Below are 15,796 nucleotides of genomic sequence, written 5' to 3'. Positions count from 1 at the left end.
CATGGCACGTTTACCCGATGTGCGAATCGGATGATCCTGGTCACAGTCATTCCGGGTTTGGGGCGAGGAACTGGGGAGGTGACGGTGGCCACCGTCGCGCTCAAGGATGTCACCAAGGTGTTCCCGGACGGAACAGTCGCGGTCGACACCATCAATCTGGACGTCAACGACGGCGAGTTCCTGGTGCTGCTCGGCCCTTCGGGCTGCGGCAAGTCGACGGTGCTGCGCATGGTCGCCGGGCTGGAGGATCCGTCCTCCGGCGCGATCCTGCTCGGCGGTGAACTCGCGAACGACCTGCCACCGCGCGACCGGAAGATCGCCATGGTCTTCCAGGACTTCGCGCTCTATCCGCACATGACTGTCGGCGACAACATCGGTTTCCCGCTGCGGCTCTCCGGCGTCGAACCGGCGCCGCGCGGCGAGCGGATCCAGGATGTGGCGAGCGCGCTCGGCATCGGCGACGTCCTCGGGCGCAAGCCCAGCCAGCTCTCCGGCGGCCAGCGGCAGCGGGTCGCCATGGGACGCGCGATAGTGCGCCGGCCCGGCCTGTTCCTGATGGACGAGCCACTGTCCAACCTGGACAGCGGACTGCGGGCCGAACTGCGGGCGGAGATCTCCGGCCTCACCCGCGAGCTGGGCGTCACCACCATCTACGTCACGCACGACCAGGCCGAGGCGCTGACCATGGCCGACCGGGTCGCCATCATGCGCAAGGGCGTGCTCCAGGACGTGGGCACCCCCACCCAGGTGTACGGGCGGCCGGCCACCCTCTACGTCGCCGCGTTCCTCGGCAGCCCGCGGATGAACCTGCTGGAGGCGTCGGTCTACGTCCACCTCGACCGGTACGTCACGCTGAATCTCGGTGAGCAGTCGCTCTACCTGCCCTGGGACGACATCCGGAGCCGGGCGGTGGCGCACTACCACGGTGAGCGGATCGTGGTCGGCATGCGCGCCGAGGCGCTCACCCCGGTCGCCCCGGACACCGCCGGCGACGTGCTGCACGGGCGCATCCGCTACCTGGAGCACCACGGCCACGAGTCGCTCGCGTTCCTGGACATCGGCGCCACCGCGATCGTGGTGGACGAGATGGGCACGCCGGCCGAGCAGGCCGCACCGGGTCAGCGCGGCCTGCGCCGGTTCAACCAGGTGATGCAGCGGCTCACCGGGCGGGCCCCGGAGACGCCGGCCCCCGCTCAGGAATCCGGCGGCGGCAACCGTACGAGCGTGCTGCCCGACCCGGGCCGCCACCACCGCCGTCCGGCGGAACTGGCGGTACGGCTGGCGCCGTACCCGCAGGTGTCGTCCGGGCACCCGCTCGCCGTGCAGGTGCGGATGGACGCGCTGCACTTCTTCGACGAGCGAGGCGACCGCATCGACGTCGGCTGGCGGTGAGCCGCCCGTCTCAGTCTCGGACGGGCGGGCGGCGGTACGAGCACCAGCCGACGAAGCGGGCGAACAGGTCGGCCGGGGCGGGCGCGTCGTGCGGGTTCAGCCGGTAGAGGTCGCGCGTGGCCTCGTACAGCAGCCCGCACAGATAGATCGACAGCCCGATCCGGTTGTCCTCGTACTCGCTGCGCAGCAGCAGACGGGCCGTCGGGCACGGCCACGGCTGCCCGCACGCCCGGCAGCACCACATCGGACGCAGCGGCGTGTGCGGGGTGGCGTGCGACGGGTACGGCCGGGGGCGATCGGGCGTCGGCCCGTCCGGCGGCTGCCCGAGCTGGTGGCTGATCACCGAGGCTCCTCGTGGTGGCCGCCACGCCGGCGCCGGTCCGGGTGACCGCCGTCGGCGGGCCGGTTGCCGGCGTCGCCTCCCCGCTGCTCCGGGACCGACCAGCGGCCACCGTTCGCCCGCCACTGCTGGGCCGGGGTGAGGTTGCCGACCCGGCCGGGACCCATCGTCGGGAGTGGACGGGTGGGTTGCCGCATCCACTCCGGCAGGTTGTCGCCCCGTACCCGGTGGGGCAGTGTCGGTGCCGACGCACCCCGGCAGCGGAACCAGCGCAGTCGCACGGCGCAACTCCTCTCGGTAGCGGGAACCGGACGAATTCGGCTCCACTGCGTGACAGTCTCGTCACCGCGCCGCTAGGGTCGGAAGGCGTTCCACCCCCACCTTCCTGGCCGTCTGACCGGCCGTCTTTCCGTGTGCAGCCGTGTGCAGAGGTGTGCAGATGATCCGTGTGCCGTTGTGGGAACTGTTCGCCGGTGAGCTGCGCCGGTTACGTACCGATGCGGGGCTGACCCAGGAGGCCCTCGGCGAGCGGGTGAGCTATTCGGCCTCGCCGGTGGCGGCCGTCGAGCAGTGCCGTCGCGCGCCGCGCGCCGAGTTCACCGAGCGCTGCGACGAGGTGTTGAACGGCGGCGGCCTGCTGGTGCGGATCCGGGACGCGCTGATGCAGGAGGCGCTGATGCCGTGGTTCCGCGAGTGGGTGAGCATCGAGCAGGAAGCGACGGCGTTGCGCAGTTACGAGCCACTGGTGGTGCCCGGATTGCTGCAGACCGAGGGGTACGCCCGCGCGCTCTACGAAGGGGCCGCGCAGTTCGTGGGCGAGGCTGTCGAACAGCAGGTGGCCGCCCGGCTGGCCCGGCAGGCGGTGCTGGACGGCCCGACGCCGCCGCAGTTCGTGGTGGTGCTCGACCACGCGGTGCTGGCTCGCCCGGTCGGCGGGCCGAAGGTGATGCGGGAGGAGTTGGAGCACCTGATCGAGATGGCACGGCGGCCCCGGGTGCACCTGCACCTGGTGCCGGAGACGGTCGGGGCCTATCCGGGGCTCAACGGCGCTTTCGTGCTCGCCACCCCGGCCGACGGCGACGACCTGGGCTACCTGGATAACCCGTTGCACGGCACAATCGTGGAGCGCACGGTGGACGTGAACTCACTGCGGCAGACGTGGGAGTCCATACGCGCGGAGGCGATGCCGCACGGTGCGACCCTGGCGGCGATTTCGGAGGCGGCGAAGCGATGGAGTTGACCGGCGCGATCTGGCGCAAGAGCACCCGCAGCAGCGGTAACGGCGGCAACTGCGTCGAGGTGGCGGACAATCTGCCCGGCGTGGTGGGGGTGCGGGACAGCAAGGACCGGCAGGGGCCGGCGCTGACGTTCACGCCGTCGAGCTGGGCGGCGTTCGTCGCGCACGCCAAGCGGGGCTAGACAGCGGCCGCCGTCACGGCGCGAACGGCCACTCCTCGAACGACAGGCACCGGCCGTCCTCGGCGAAGCGCATGATCCAGAGGTCGCGCCACTCCTGGTGGACGGGCTCGCCGTACCGGACCCGCACGCGTGCCACAGCGGTGTCGCCGTCGACAGCGACGACCTCCGCGGTCATCTCGAACGTCTCGTCGGGCCCGTCGCGCTCGCTGTCCCACATGCGGGTGATGGCGGGCAGGCCGACGACCGGATCCCGGTACGGCCCCTGCCGGTAGCTCGCGTCGGAGGTGAACATCGTGCCGAGCGCCGCCGTGCCCGGTGTGCGCCACGCCCGCTCGTACGCCGCGATCCAGGCGGCCACCTGAGTCCTGTCCATGGTCGCCAGCCTGCCATCCGCGCGTGTCCGGGTCTCCCAGATCGGCTGCCGGGGGTCGTCGTTGTGCACGACGACGTGGGCGTGCCCGGCCGGACGGGCCGTGGCGAAGTAGAGCCGCTGGGCGGGCAGGTAACGCTCGCGCCAGCGCCGTTCGACGTCGGCTCTCGTCGACACGCGGCTCTCGCGGATCACGGCACGATCCACCGTCGTGTCGAGCGCTGTCGACACGAAGACGCGCAGCTCCCACCGGTCGAGCAGTTCCGGGCGCAGGAGGAAGACGCCGTCGAACACCAGCACGGCGTCGGCGGGGGCGGTGGTGAGCGGCGGGGACAGCACCGCGTCGGTGGCGTGGTCGTAGACCGTGTGCCGGAAGCGCCGGTCGCCGCCCGGGCCGAGCGGGTCGAGCAGCACCCGGTTCAGCGACTGGTGATCGTGGGTGTCGACGTAGCAGCCCTCGGCCGAGAACTCGCCCCGCCGGTAGCGCCGATCCCGGGGGAAGAGGAAGTCGTCGACTGTCGCCCGGATGACGAACCGGCCGCGGGCGCGCAGGACGGCGGCCAGCTCGTCGGCAAGCGTGGTCTTGCCGGCGGCGGGCGGCCCGTCGACGGCGACCCGCGTCGGATGCGCCACGGTGACGGACCCGACCGCGTCGGCCAGGAAGCCGATCAGCTGGTCGCGGCGGGGATAAACGGATTGCCCCTGCGCCGGGCCAGGAGTTTGACTGCGGTCCATGCCGTCCCCCTCACCGGTCTTCGTCGCGGGCACGGGCCGTTCGGGCACATCGCGGATCGCCGACGTCATCGGCCAGCATCCGCTGATCCACCGGATCCCGATGGAGACCAAGTTCTTCGTCGAGCCCGGCGGTCTGCGGGACCTGGCCGACGCGCTCACCGACCGGTACGACCCGATGGTCGGCGAGGACGCGCTGCACCGGCTGAGCGACTTCCTCACCGTACGCGTGCCGGGGCGGCGTGACGACCGTGGCAAGACCGTGCCCGAGCTGGTCGGCGAGCGGCGCTACCGGGACGCCGTACACCAGCTATGGCCGCTGCTGATCGCGGACGCCTTCGAGGAGCCCGTGCCCGCGGAGGGCTTCGGGAACGGCGACCGGCCCGCCGGGCCGTTCGGGCCGGCCAGCCGACGACGGGTCGTCCCGAGGTACTTCCGTGACCGGGCCGAGTTGATCGCCGTCCTGCGCGGCCTGGTCGACACCCTGTTCGGTGGGGCGGCGGCCGACGCGGGCAAGCCGGCCTGGTGCGAGAAGACGCCGTTCAATCTCTTCGCCATGGACTTCCTCTGGGAGCTGGTTCCCGAGGCGACGATCGTGCACATCAAGCGCCACCCGGTCTCGGTGCTCGCCTCCCACCTGGCCCAGCCGTGGGCGCCGCCGACCGTTGACGGGGCGCTGGCCTACCTGCTGCCGGTCTACCGCAGGTGGCTGGCCTGGAAGGACGCGGCCGACCTGGCAGGGCGGCGCTACGTCGAGGTGAAGGCGGAGGACCTGGCGGCCGACTGGGCCGGGCAGCGGCGTGCCCTGTTCGCACGGCTCGGTGTCGAGGACTTCGTCACCCCGTCGACGTTCCAGGCGGACAAGCTCGCGCACCGCGACGAGCAGTTCGACGCCGGCACTCGTGCGTTCGTCGAGCGGGAGCTGAGCGAGGTCATCCCCGCCATGGGATACGAGTGACGGCCGAGCGACCTCAGCAGGAGCCGGCCCGGTCGATCGGGATCATCAGGGCGGCGCTCAGGGCGAGTCCCAGTACGGCGACGGCCAGCCACGGCCAGGGGTTCCGGACGTTGGGCCGGGTGCCGGCCCGGGCCACGACGACGGAGAGGACCACCGTCGCCGTCATCGCCACGACCAGCAGTACGAACGCGTTCCTTCCCGCCTGCGCCGAGGCGTAGGTGTCACCCGGACACGGTGCCGAGGGGGCCAGGAGCGGGATGCAACCGAGACAGCTCGCGACGACGAGCAGTGTGCCCAGCACGGTCACCAGAGTCGCTGCCGTCTTCGCCGCACGGGATCGCATCGACCGGACAGTAGGGCCCGAAGGTCTCGGCGGTGACACGACCGGGCAACAGCAAGACCAGCGCTCAGGCCCTGCGGCGCAGTTCGCGTAGCACGCCGTGCCGGCGCAGCGCCCACGCGAGCCGCCGCGCGCTCGGGTGCCGGATGAACAGCACCGCCGCCCGGCGGATCAGCCCGAACCGGTTGTCGCTCACCTGGTCGTCGACCGCCCGCCAGATCAGCTCGCGTACGCCGGCGCTGTCCAGCATCGCCCGTACCTCGTGGCGTACTCCGGGATCCTCGGCCGCGGAGGTCAGGGCGGTGACCTGCCCGGGCCGGTGGGCGAGCGGCTCCGTCGCCGCGGCGACGAGCGGCCGGCGTACGGTGTCCCGCTCCAGCAGCAGCAACACCGCCTCCCGGACCTCGGTGCTGTCGAGCCCGGACCGCAGCAGGCCCAGTGCGCTGCGCTCGACCTCGCGGTCGCGGTCCGGAAGGGACAGCGCGGCCAGCAGCACCGTCACCTCGTCGAGGTCGACGAGGTGACGCAGCCCGTCGCGGAACTCGGGCAGCGCCCAGGCCACCGTCAGGCCACGCGCGAGATCGCGGTTCATGGGCCACTCGCTACCCGGAGCCGGCGGCCACTGAAACGTCGTGCTGTCGTTGCCATGCCGCTTGGCTAGTGTTCTACTTAACCATAACAATCTGACGGAGGGTCACCAGGGTGATCAACTTTCATGTCGACCGGTCCAGCAGCGTCCCCGCGTACGCCCAGCTGGTGCGGCAGGTCCGTGAGGCGCTGCGGATCGGGACGCTGCGGCCCGGAGACCAGCTCCCCACCGTGCGCAGCGTGGTGACCGCGTGCACCGTCAACCCGACCACGGTGCTCAAGGCATACCGGGAGCTGGAACTGTCCGGCCTGGTGGAGGCGAGGCAGGGAGCGGGCACGTTCGTCAGCGGGACGCTCGGGCACGCCGATCCCCACGTCATGGCCCGCCTGCGCGGCAGCCTGGCCCGGTGGCTCGGCCAGGCCCGCGAGGCCGGTCTGGAGGACGAGGACGTCCAGGCGCTGCTCGCCTCGGTGATCGCGGCGAACGCGGCGCCCGCGAAGAGAGAGAACACGGAGGGCGCGGCGTGAGCGGCGAGCCGGTCGCCGTCGAGGCGCGTGACCTGAGTCGGCGCTACGGCGCGGTGTGGGCGCTGCGGGAGTGCTCGTTCGCGCTGCCCGCCAACCGGGTCGTCGCGCTGGTCGGCGCGAACGGCGCGGGCAAGTCGACGCTGCTGAGCATCATCGCCGGTACGCTGGCGGCCACCGGCGGCACGGTGTCGGTGCACGGACGGCCGGTGGTGCGGGGCGGGTCCGTCGACGGTGGCAGCCGGGTGGCGATCCTGGCTCAGGACAAGCCGCTCTACCGCGACTTCACCGTGTCGGACATGCTCCGCTTCGGCCGCTCGACGAACCGCGTGTGGGACCAGCGGCGGGCGCTGTCGTGGCTCGACCGCTTCGCCGTCCCGCTGGACCGGCGCTGCGGCAAGTTGTCCGGCGGGCAGCGGGCGCAGGTCGCGCTGGCGGTCGCGCTCGGCTCCCGCCCCGCGGTGCTGCTGCTGGACGAACCGCTCGCGAACCTGGATCCGCTGGCCCGCGTCGAGGTCACAGGCGAGTTGCTGGCGGAGGTCGCCGACGACGACATGACAGTCATGCTGTCGACCCACATCGTCGCCGAGCTGAGCGGCGTCGGTGACCACCTGCTGCTGCTCGACGCCGGTCGGCCCCTCCTCGCCGGCGACGTCGAGGAACTGCTCGACAGCCATGTCCGGCTGACCGGGCCCCGCGCCGACCAGCCACCCGGGCCGGGCACGATCGTCCAGGCGCAGCACACCGGCCGCCAGTCCACCTTCGTCCTCCGGCGGCCGGCGGCACCGGCGGCCCACGCCGTCGTGGCACCCGGCTGGACCGCCCAGCCCATCACCCTGGACGAGCTGATCCTGACCCACCTCAGAGCGTCGGCCGCCGCGCCGCACGAGCGGGAGGCAGCCGCATGAGCCCGGTCGGCCAACTGTCCGCACCCACGAACCGCCGCAGCGACCCCGGGTACGCCGGGGGCGTACGCGGTCTGCTCTGGCTGACCTGGCGTCAGCACCGCTGGACGGTGATCGGCACGCTGGTCCTGGCCGCGGTCCTGGTGGGCTGGATGACCTACCTGTCGGTGGAGCTGACGAGCCTGTGGCACCAGTGCCACGAGACGTTCTGCGCGGAGGAGTCGCCGCAGGGCCGACGGCTCGGCGGCTCCTCCAGCCTGGTCCTGACGCTGGCCGTGCTGTCGCAGGTGGTGCAGTGGATGCCGCTGCTGATCGGCGTGTTCGTCGGCGTCCCGGTGCTGACGAGGGAACACGAGCAGCGCACCCTGCTGCTGGCCTGGAGCCAGGATGTCTCCCCGCAGCGGTGGCTCTGGACCCGGCTGGCCCTGCTCGGCCTGTTCGTGGCAGCGGTGACCTCGGCCGTCGCCGGTGTCAGCGACCACCTGGAGCGACTCCAGGCCCGGGTCGCCCCGGTGAGCCTGTTCGAGTACGGGCCGTTCCTCAACACCGCGATGCTTCCGGCCGTGATCAGCCTCTGCTGGTTCGCGGTCGGCGTCGCGCTCGGCGCCGTGATCAAGCGCACGCTCCCGGCCGTGTTCGGCGTGGCCGTGGGCTTCGTCGGCCTGACCTATCTCGTCCGGTGGCGCTACCCCACGCTGATGGAGCCGTTGACCGCGCACCGCGTCATCGGCGGGCCGGGCGTGGGTGTGTTGCGCGACAACGCCCTGGTCGTCGAGGGCGGCATGATCGACTACGGGATCGACGGGCCGTCCGGCGCGTTCGACGCCTCCGGGCGTGAGCTCAGCGGGGTCGAGCTGCAACGCCTCTGCCCACCCGACAACGGCACCGGCCGGACGCTCGCCTGCTTCGTCGAGCACAACCTTCAGCAGCACCTCCAGTACCAGCCGGGCAGCCGGATCCCCGAGTTCCACCTGATCGTCGCCGGCGGCTATCTGGGCCTGACCGCGCTGGCGCTCCTGGTCGTCTGGTTGATCGTCCGCCGTACCGACCTCAGCGCGGGCTGACCAGGCAGCCGGCCTTGCCGGTGTTGTTACTGGCGAGTAGCGTTCGGGCATGACAATCGACTCTCGCCAGGTGGCGGCCGGCCTCCTCGACGCCGTGCCGTTCGCCCGCACGCTCGGGATCGAGTTCGTCGAGGTGGCGCCCGAGGCCGAGGGTGGCGTCCGCGTCGTGGCCCGGCTCCCCGACCTGCCGGCGCACCACAACCACCTCGGTGGCCCGCACGCCGGGGCCATGTTCACGCTGGGCGAGAGCGCCTCGGGCGCGGCCGTCCTGGCCGCCTTCGGGCAGGTGCTCGACCGGGCCGTACCCCTGCCGGTGACCGCATCGGTCCACTTCCGCAAGATCGCGATGGGGCCGGTGCTGGCGACCGCGCGGCTCGGCGGCGTCCCCGCCGAGGTGCTGGCCGAGCTGGACGCCGGCCGGCGGCCGGAGTTTCCGGTCGAGGTGGAGGTCCGCACCCAGGACGGCACGCTCACCTCGTCACTCACCGTGATCTGGACGTTGCGCCCGAATCGCTGAACGGGAGGGGTGTTTGCCCGGCGCGGGCTCTGGTTAGATTCAAGCGATGCTGGGCCTCCCCGCGCACGTGAGCGCTTGTCTCTTCGATCTGGACGGTGTGCTGACGCAGACCGCCAAGGTGCACAACGCCGCCTGGACGGAGACGTTCGACGCGTATCTGCGGCGACGGTCGGCCGAAACCGGCGAGCCGTTCCACCCGTTCGACAGCGGACCGGACTACAACCGGTACGTGGACGGCAGACCGCGCGCCGACGGAGTGCGCACATTCCTGGCCTCGCGTGGCATCACACTGCCCGAGGGATCGCCGGACGACCCGCCCGAGGCGGACACCGTCAACGGCCTCGGCAACCGTAAGAACGTCGTCCTGCTCCAGCGGATCGAGCACAACGGCGTCGAGGCGTACGAGGGTTCGGTGCGCTACCTGGAAGCGACCGTCGAGGCCGGGCTGCGCCGCGCGGTCGTCTCGGCCAGCGCCAACTGTGCCGCCGTGGTGCACGCCGCCGGGCTGGACCGCTGGCTGGAAGCACGGGTGGACGGCGTGGTCGCCCGCGCGAACGGGCTGCGCGGCAAACCGGATCCGGACACATTCCTGGAAGGCGCCCGGCTGCTCGGCGTCGAACCGGCGCGGGCCGCCGTCTTCGAGGACGCCCTCGCCGGGGTGGCCGCCGGACGGGCCGGCGGATTCGGATACGTCGTCGGCGTCGACCGGGTCGGCCAGGCCGACGAACTGCTCGCGCACGGCGCCGACGTGGTGGTCACCGACCTCGCCGAACTGCTCGCCGCGGAGCCGGCCGCGTGATCCGGGAACGGGCCTATCCGGTCGAGCCCTGGCACGTCCGGGAGATGCAGCTCGACATGGACGTGCTGGCCCAGTCCGAGTCGGTGTTCGCGCTCTCCAACGGCCACATCGGGCTGCGTGGCAACCTCGACGAGGGCGAGCCGCACGGGCTGCCCGGCACCTACCTGAACTCCTTCTACGAGCTGCGCCCGCTGCCGTATGCGGAGGCCGGCTTCGGTTTCCCCGAATCCGGGCAGACCATCGTCAACGTCACGAACGGCAAGCTGATCCGGCTGCTCGTGGACGACGAACCGCTCGACGTGCGCTACGGCGAACTGCTCGCCCACGAGCGGGTCCTCGACATGCGCGCCGGCACGCTCCAGCGGGACCTGCACTGGCGTTCCCCGGCCGGCCGCGAGGTCAAGGTCCGCACCACCCGGCTGGTGTCGTTCACCCAGCGCTCGGTGGCCGCCATCCACTACGAGGTCGAGGCGGTCGGCGGGCCGCTGCGGCTGATCCTCCAGTCCGAACTGGTCGCCAACGAGTCGCTGCCGCCGCAGAGCCGCGACCCCCGGGTGGCGGCCGTGCTGGAGTCGCCGTTGCAGGCCGAGGAGGAGCTGACCACCGACGACGGCGGGCAGCTCATCCACCGGACCAAGGTCAGCGGGCTGCGGGTCGCCGCCGCCATGGGCCACGACGTGACCGGGCCCGAGCGCACCACGATCGAGAGCGAGGGGTACGAGGACTGGGTCCGCACCACCATCGGCTGCGTGCTCAAGCCCGGCGAGACGCTGCGGGTGGTCAAGTACCTCACGTACGGGTGGTCCAGCCGCCGGTCCCTCCCGGCGCTGCGCGACCAGGTCGGCGCCGCGCTGGCCGGGGCCCGGCTCGACGGATGGGACGGGCTGCGCCGCGAGCAGCGGGAATACCTCGACACGTTCTGGGACGCCGCCGACGTGCGCGTCGAGGGCGACCCCGAGGTCCAGCAGGCCGTCCGGTTCGGCCTCTTCCACGTCCTCCAGGCCGGCGCCCGCGCGGAACGGCGGCCCATCTCGGCCAAGGGCCTCACCGGCCCGGGGTACGACGGCCACGCGTTCTGGGACACCGAGATGTTCGTGCTGCCGGTGCTCACGTACACCCAGCCGGGCGCCGTGCGCGACGCGTTGCAGTGGCGGTACGACACGCTGGCCCAGGCGCGGGAACGCGCCCGCACGCTGAACCTCGCCGGGGCGGCCTTCCCGTGGCGCACCATCGAGGGGGCGGAGTCGTCGGCGTACTGGCCGGCCGGGACTGCCGCGTTCCACATCGCCGCCGATGTCGCCGACGCGCTGCGCCGCTACGTGCTGGTGACCGGCGACGAGGCGCTGGAACGGGACATCGGGCTGGAACTGCTCGTCGAGACCGCCAGGCTGTGGCGCTCCCTCGGCCACCACGACCGCGCCGGACGGTTCCACATCGACGGCGTGACCGGCCCGGACGAGTACACCGCGGTGAAGAACGACAACGTCTACACCAACCTGATGGCGCAGCGGAACCTGCTGACCGCGGCGGACTGCGCGATGCGCTACCGGGACCAGGCGCTCGACCTCGGCGTCACCGAGGAGGAGGCCGCCGCCTGGCGGGACGCCGCGAACGACATGCACATCCCGTACGACGCGGAGACCGACGTCCACGAGCAGGTGGAGGGGTTCACCCGCTTCCAGGAGTGGGACTTCGAGCACACGCCGCCGGAGAAGTACCCGCTGCTGCTGCACTATCCGTACTTCGACCTCTACCGCAAGCAGGTCGTCAAGCAGGCCGACCTGGTGCTGGCCATGCACTGGCGGGGCGACGCGTTCAGCGCCGCCGAGAAGCTGCGCAACTTCGTCTACTACGAGCGGCGCACCGTACGCGACTCGTCGCTGAGCGCCTGTACCCAGGCGGTGCTGGCGGCCGAGGTCGGCTACCTCGAACTGGCCCACCGCTATCTGCGCGAGGCCGCGCTGATGGACCTGCACGACCTCAACGAGAACACCCGCGACGGCGTGCACGAGGCGTCCCTGGCCGGCGCCTGGATCGCGCTCGTGTCCGGCTTCGGCGGGCTGCGCGACCACGACGGGACGCTCTCCTTCGCACCCCGGCTCTCCAGCCGCCTCAGCCGCCTGGAGTTCTCGCTCCAGTGGCACGGGATGCGGCTGCGCGTCGACGTCCGGCCGCACCAGACGACGTACTCGCTGCGCAACGGCGGGCCGGACACCGTCGTGGAGCTGCGGCACCACGGCGAGCCGCTGCGGGTCACCTCCGCGCAGCCGGTCACCGTGCCGGTGCCGCCGGCGCACACGAAAGGGCCGCAGCCGGAGCAGCCGCCGGGTCGCGCGCCGCTGATGCACCTGCCGGAACGCGCGGACTGAGCGGCCCCGCCACCATCGGCGGGACCGCTCGGTACGCGTACCTCAGAACTGGCGGCCGTTCGACGGACGCCCGCCGGCGTCGCGCGGCGCCGTGGCCCGCGGGTCGTCGGCGGTACGCGCCGTCGCGGCGCGGTCCGCCCAGTCCGGCGAGCCCTTCAGCTCCTGCTCGCGGCGTTCCTGGTCGGTGCGTTCCTGTTCCCGGGACCTGTCCTGCTTCGCCATGACGATCCTCGCGATCGGTAGGGGTCCGTGGTCACCCCGCGCGTTCCCGCCCGGCGGCGGCTCAACCGTCAGCGCCCAGGGCTCAGGCGTCCAGGTGCTGGGCGAAGCTGCGGCGCAGGTGGTCCTTGGGGCGGGAGCCGACGATCGAGGCGACCACCTCGCCGTGCCGGAACACCAGCATGGTCGGCGCGGACATGATCCGGTGGTCGCGCGTGGCAACCGGGTTCTCGTCCGTGTTGACGGCGACGAAGCGCAGCGCGTCGCCGAACTCCTCGGCCAGCTCGGCCAGGTGCTTCGACACCACCCGGCACGGTGGGCACCATTCGGCCCAGAAGTCCACCACGACCGGCCGGTCGGCGGCCAGCACGGTGGCCGCGAAGGTCTCGTCGGTGACCGGCGTCAGCCGGCCGGTCCCCGTGTCCTGAGGCATGTTTCCTCCCGTTGGGCGATCGCGTGGGCGAGCTGGTCGTGCAGCCGGCGGCGAACGTCGCCGAGCCGGTCGAGGTAGTCGTCCACCTCGGCGAGCTTGCGCCGCAGCACCGCCACCGAATCGGGGCAGACGTCACCGGAGTCGTGCCCGGCGCGCAGACAGGCGACGAACGGCCGGATGTCGTCCAGGCCGAAGCCGATCGCCAGCAGGGACCGGATCTCTCGGACGACGCGCAGTTCCGCCTCGTCGTAGACCCGGTATCCGTTGGCGGACCGGTTCGGCCGGACCAGCCCGTGGGCCTCGTAGTAGCGCAGGGTGCGGGTGCTCGTACCGGCCCGCTGCGCCAGCTCCCCGATCCGCATCCGCCGCCCCCGTCCCTCTCTCTGCCGGTTGACGCTAAACCTTGCCGCCGACGTCAACGCAACCCCGCACTTGTGCGCCCTTGCCGGGCTCCCCGCCGGCCTTCCCCGTCGATCATGGGCGTGAGGTGCGGGGTCGGGGCGCAGCGCCCCGAGTCGGGTGATCATGAGGTTGGCGGGCGGGGGAAGCGCTTTCTAGGCCGTTAACTTCATGATCGCCGGGGTGGGGGGTATGCGGTGAGGGAGAGCGGGGGGTGGAGGGAATGCGTGAGGTTTCGGTGCCTGTGGTCGACGGCGGGCTCGTGGGGGACGTGGTGGTGCCTGCCGGGGCGCAGGGGGTGGTGCTGTTCGCTCATGGGAGCGGCAGCTCCCGGCACAGCCCGCGCAACACGGCCGTCGGGCGCGCGCTCAACGAGCGCGGCCTCGCCACGATGCTCGTCGACCTGCTGACCGCCGACGAGGAGGCCCGGGACGAGGTCACCGCCGAACTGCGCTTCGACATCGGCATGCTGGCCGAGCGCCTGGCCGGGATCGTCGACTGGATGGGCGCCGACCCGGAGCTGGGGCGACTCCCGACCGGGCTGTTCGGCGCCAGCACCGGCGCCGCAGCCGCCCTGGTCGCCGCCGCGGCCCGGCCGGACCGGGTGGGCGCGGTGGTCTCCAGGGGCGGCCGGCCCGACCTGGCCGGCAGCTCACTGACCGGAGTACGCGCACCGACGCTGCTGCTCGTCGGCGGCCTGGACGAGCAGGTGATCGTGCTCAACGAGCAGGCCCGGGACGTGCTCGGCGAGGTCGCGGAACTGCGCATCGTGCCCGGCGCCACGCACCTGTTCGAGGAGCCCGGCACGCTGGAGCAGGTGGCCGACCAGGCAGGTACGTGGTTCACCACCCACGTGCGCCAGCCGCACCCCGCCTGACCCGCGGCCCGCCTGAGCGCACCTGGCCTGAGCGCAGGCCGTCAGCCTGCGGCTTCGACGGCCCGGTCCGGCCCGGAGGCGCTGCCGATCCCGGCGGTGCTGCCGGGATCGGCAGCACTGTCGGTCCCCGCGGCGCGGCCGGTTTCGGCCCGGTGGCGCTGCACGGTGTCCAGCACCCGCCAGAGCACCGCCGCGATCGGCACCGACACGAACGCCCCGGCGACTCCGGCGATCAGCGTGCCGGCGGTGACCACCACCAGGATGACCGCCGGGTGCAGCTGGACCTGCCGCCGCATCACGAGCGGTTCCAGCAGGTTGCCCTCGATCTGCTGGACGGCGATCACGGCGGCCAGGGTCAGCAGCGCGGTGGTGGGACCGTTCGCGGCCAGCGCGACGAGCACCGCCACCGCACCGGCCACCGTGGCGCCGATGATCGGCACGAACCCGCCGAGGAACGTGATCAGGGCGAGCGGCAGGGCCAGCGGCACGCGCAGCACGACAAGCGCCAGCCCGATGCCGATGGCGTCGATGGCCGCGATGACCATCGTGCCCCGGCTGTACGCGCCGAGCGTCCGCCAGCCGGCCCGTCCCGCCTCGGCGGTCAGCTCCCGGCGTGGGCCGGTCAGCCGGCGCAGCACCCAGCGCCACATCGAGCGGCCGTCCTTGAGCAGGAAGAACAGCAGCACCAGGGCGAGCAGCATCGCGCCCGCGACCTCGGCGGCCTTGCGCGCACCGGCGACCGGGTCGGGCGCGCCGCTGCTCAGGCCCTCGCGGATCTGCTCCACGAGCCGGTCGAGCTGCTGGTCGGTGACCGGCAGGCTGGACGTGACGAAGTCCCGGGTGCGCTGCAACCCCTCGTCGAGCTGCTGGCTCAGCTCGCCGAACTGGCTCGCGGTGAGGTTCCAGACCAGGACACCGGCGCCACCCAGGATGCCGAGCAGCAACAGGATGCTCAGCAGCGCGGCGAGCCCGGCCGGCACCCGCAGCCGGCGCAGGCGTACCAGCACCGGGTCGAGCAGCGCGGCGAGGAAGAGCGTGCCGGCCAGCGCCACCGCGAGCGGCGCGAGCAGGACGGCGATCTGCCCGAGCAGCCACAGCCCGGCCGTCACGACCAGGAGGCAGGCGCTCCAGGTGACCGCCGTGCGTACCGGCCAGGGAAGTCCCGCCCAGGTCTGTCGCGGTCCGGCGGTCGGTGCCCGCCCGGTTATACCAGCGTCGTCGTCCACGTCGCCCTCCTCGATCGTGGCCGTTGGTACCCGGCAGGGATCGATCCGACACCAGGGCGGTAACCGCCCACCCGGTGTTTGTGCCCCCGGTCTCAGGGAAGGCATTCAACGTATCGAAGGGAGATCGGACATGGGTGACTTCATGGACAAGGCCAAGGACTTCGCGGACAAGCACGACAAGCAGGTCGACCAGGGCATCGAGAAGGCGGGCGACGCGGCCGACAAGCGTACGGGCGGCAAGCACGACGACCAGATCGACAAGGGCGTCGACATGGCGCAGCAGCGCACCGGCGACGGCGACACCGGTCGCTGACGTACACCCGC

General features: G+C 72.3%; 21 protein-coding genes and 1 pseudogene. 12 read left to right on the top strand and 10 right to left on the bottom strand.

Annotated elements, in window-relative coordinates:
- Positions 1 to 84: 84 nt before the first annotated feature.
- Entirely contained in the window at positions 85 to 1,392 is a 1,308-nt protein-coding gene (locus tag ACFYO8_RS05655) for an ABC transporter ATP-binding protein (RefSeq protein ID WP_354868445.1), read from the top strand.
- A gap of 10 nt (positions 1,393 to 1,402) precedes the next feature.
- Here ACFYO8_RS05655 and ACFYO8_RS05650 read toward each other — a convergent pair whose 3' ends face one another.
- Complete coding sequence (locus ACFYO8_RS05650; RefSeq protein ID WP_354868130.1) at positions 1,403 to 1,735, bottom strand: hypothetical protein; 333 nt, start codon at positions 1,733 to 1,735, stop codon at positions 1,403 to 1,405.
- Positions 1,732 to 2,013, bottom strand: a complete 282-nt coding sequence (locus ACFYO8_RS05645; protein WP_354868133.1) for a hypothetical protein — start codon at positions 2,011 to 2,013, stop codon at positions 1,732 to 1,734. Before ACFYO8_RS05645 ends, ACFYO8_RS05650 begins: the two co-directional genes overlap by 4 nt.
- A 158-nt stretch (positions 2,014 to 2,171) precedes the next feature.
- Here ACFYO8_RS05645 and ACFYO8_RS05640 point away from each other — a divergent pair, with 158 nt between their 5' ends.
- Both ACFYO8_RS05640 and ACFYO8_RS05635 read left to right on the top strand, forming a co-directional pair.
- A complete protein-coding gene (locus tag ACFYO8_RS05640; protein WP_354868135.1) occupies positions 2,172 to 2,972 on the top strand; it encodes a helix-turn-helix transcriptional regulator in 801 nt (266 codons plus the stop codon).
- A complete protein-coding gene (locus tag ACFYO8_RS05635) occupies positions 2,963 to 3,151 on the top strand; it encodes a DUF397 domain-containing protein (RefSeq protein ID WP_354868137.1) in 189 nt (62 codons plus the stop codon). Before ACFYO8_RS05640 ends, ACFYO8_RS05635 begins: the two co-directional genes overlap by 10 nt.
- A gap of 13 nt (positions 3,152 to 3,164) precedes the next feature.
- Here ACFYO8_RS05635 and ACFYO8_RS05630 read toward each other — a convergent pair whose 3' ends face one another.
- On the bottom strand, positions 3,165 to 3,524 hold the full coding sequence (locus tag ACFYO8_RS05630) for a nuclear transport factor 2 family protein (RefSeq protein ID WP_354868447.1): 360 nt from the start codon (positions 3,522 to 3,524) through the stop codon (positions 3,165 to 3,167).
- A gap of 21 nt (positions 3,525 to 3,545) precedes the next feature.
- Positions 3,546 to 4,256: pseudogene (locus ACFYO8_RS05625) on the bottom strand (hypothetical protein); the annotation flags it as partial.
- Between ACFYO8_RS05625 and ACFYO8_RS05620 the strand changes: the two are divergent.
- A complete protein-coding gene (locus ACFYO8_RS05620; protein WP_387256832.1) occupies positions 4,255 to 5,211 on the top strand; it encodes a sulfotransferase family protein in 957 nt (318 codons plus the stop codon). The pseudogene ACFYO8_RS05625 and the gene ACFYO8_RS05620 sit on opposite strands and share 2 nt — an antisense overlap.
- 13 nt (positions 5,212 to 5,224) lie before the next feature.
- Here the strand turns inward: ACFYO8_RS05620 and ACFYO8_RS05615 are convergent, their stop codons facing one another.
- Entirely contained in the window at positions 5,225 to 5,554 is a 330-nt protein-coding gene (locus ACFYO8_RS05615) for a hypothetical protein (protein ID WP_354868141.1), read from the bottom strand.
- A gap of 64 nt (positions 5,555 to 5,618) precedes the next feature.
- Positions 5,619 to 6,143 (bottom strand): hypothetical protein, encoded by a 525-nt coding sequence (locus ACFYO8_RS05610; protein WP_354868143.1) that lies wholly within the window; start codon positions 6,141 to 6,143, stop codon positions 5,619 to 5,621.
- A 110-nt stretch (positions 6,144 to 6,253) separates the two neighbouring features.
- On the opposite strand from ACFYO8_RS05610, the gene ACFYO8_RS05605 reads away from it, so the two are divergent.
- Genes ACFYO8_RS05605 through ACFYO8_RS05580 form a run of 6 tightly spaced genes read left to right on the top strand, consistent with a single transcriptional unit; the run spans position 6,254 to position 12,318 of the window.
- Positions 6,254 to 6,667 carry a GntR family transcriptional regulator gene (locus tag ACFYO8_RS05605; RefSeq protein ID WP_354868145.1) on the top strand — a complete coding sequence of 138 codons (414 nt, stop codon included), beginning with the start codon at positions 6,254 to 6,256 and terminating at the stop codon, positions 6,665 to 6,667.
- Positions 6,664 to 7,572: an ABC transporter ATP-binding protein gene (locus tag ACFYO8_RS05600; protein ID WP_354868147.1), complete on the top strand. Its 909-nt coding sequence runs from the start codon at positions 6,664 to 6,666 to the stop codon at positions 7,570 to 7,572. Before ACFYO8_RS05605 ends, ACFYO8_RS05600 begins: the two co-directional genes overlap by 4 nt.
- The gene (locus ACFYO8_RS05595) at positions 7,569 to 8,633 is read left to right on the top strand and encodes an ABC transporter permease (RefSeq protein ID WP_354868149.1); all 1,065 of its coding nucleotides are present in this window, start codon (positions 7,569 to 7,571) and stop codon (positions 8,631 to 8,633) included. Before ACFYO8_RS05600 ends, ACFYO8_RS05595 begins: the two co-directional genes overlap by 4 nt.
- A gap of 49 nt (positions 8,634 to 8,682) precedes the next feature.
- Complete coding sequence (locus tag ACFYO8_RS05590) at positions 8,683 to 9,150, top strand: DUF4442 domain-containing protein (RefSeq protein WP_354868152.1); 468 nt, start codon at positions 8,683 to 8,685, stop codon at positions 9,148 to 9,150.
- Between the two features lie 46 nt (positions 9,151 to 9,196).
- On the top strand, positions 9,197 to 9,949 hold the full coding sequence (locus tag ACFYO8_RS05585) for a beta-phosphoglucomutase family hydrolase (protein ID WP_354868154.1): 753 nt from the start codon (positions 9,197 to 9,199) through the stop codon (positions 9,947 to 9,949).
- Positions 9,946 to 12,318 carry a glycoside hydrolase family 65 protein gene (locus tag ACFYO8_RS05580; RefSeq protein WP_354868156.1) on the top strand — a complete coding sequence of 791 codons (2,373 nt, stop codon included), beginning with the start codon at positions 9,946 to 9,948 and terminating at the stop codon, positions 12,316 to 12,318. Before ACFYO8_RS05585 ends, ACFYO8_RS05580 begins: the two co-directional genes overlap by 4 nt.
- A gap of 42 nt (positions 12,319 to 12,360) precedes the next feature.
- On the opposite strand, the gene ACFYO8_RS05575 is transcribed toward ACFYO8_RS05580, so the two are convergent.
- From ACFYO8_RS05575 to ACFYO8_RS05565, 3 genes are all read right to left on the bottom strand, one after another.
- Positions 12,361 to 12,540: a hypothetical protein gene (locus ACFYO8_RS05575; RefSeq protein WP_354868158.1), complete on the bottom strand. Its 180-nt coding sequence runs from the start codon at positions 12,538 to 12,540 to the stop codon at positions 12,361 to 12,363.
- A gap of 82 nt (positions 12,541 to 12,622) precedes the next feature.
- Complete coding sequence (locus ACFYO8_RS05570) at positions 12,623 to 12,970, bottom strand: thioredoxin domain-containing protein (RefSeq protein ID WP_354868160.1); 348 nt, start codon at positions 12,968 to 12,970, stop codon at positions 12,623 to 12,625.
- Positions 12,940 to 13,332, bottom strand: coding sequence for a MerR family transcriptional regulator (locus ACFYO8_RS05565; protein ID WP_349879300.1), 393 nt, complete (start codon positions 13,330 to 13,332; stop codon positions 12,940 to 12,942). The genes ACFYO8_RS05570 and ACFYO8_RS05565 overlap by 31 nt, the downstream gene beginning before the upstream one ends.
- Positions 13,333 to 13,583: 251 nt before the next feature.
- On the opposite strand from ACFYO8_RS05565, the gene ACFYO8_RS05560 reads away from it, so the two are divergent.
- The gene (locus tag ACFYO8_RS05560) at positions 13,584 to 14,246 is read left to right on the top strand and encodes a dienelactone hydrolase family protein (protein ID WP_387187674.1); all 663 of its coding nucleotides are present in this window, start codon (positions 13,584 to 13,586) and stop codon (positions 14,244 to 14,246) included.
- Between the two features lie 41 nt (positions 14,247 to 14,287).
- On the opposite strand, the gene ACFYO8_RS05555 is transcribed toward ACFYO8_RS05560, so the two are convergent.
- Complete coding sequence (locus tag ACFYO8_RS05555) at positions 14,288 to 15,472, bottom strand: AI-2E family transporter (protein ID WP_354868164.1); 1,185 nt, start codon at positions 15,470 to 15,472, stop codon at positions 14,288 to 14,290.
- Between the two features lie 130 nt (positions 15,473 to 15,602).
- Here ACFYO8_RS05555 and ACFYO8_RS05550 point away from each other — a divergent pair, with 130 nt between their 5' ends.
- Positions 15,603 to 15,785 (top strand): antitoxin, encoded by a 183-nt coding sequence (locus ACFYO8_RS05550; RefSeq protein WP_354868166.1) that lies wholly within the window; start codon positions 15,603 to 15,605, stop codon positions 15,783 to 15,785.
- The last annotated feature ends 11 nt before the right edge of the window (positions 15,786 to 15,796 follow it).

The sequence above is a fragment of the Micromonospora sp. NPDC005257 genome, from assembly GCF_042872445.1.
Classification (GTDB): Bacteria; Actinomycetota; Actinomycetes; order Mycobacteriales; family Micromonosporaceae; genus Micromonospora.
The sequence above is the reverse complement of the archived record's forward strand: the minus strand, read 5'-3'. Positions and strand labels throughout refer to the sequence as shown.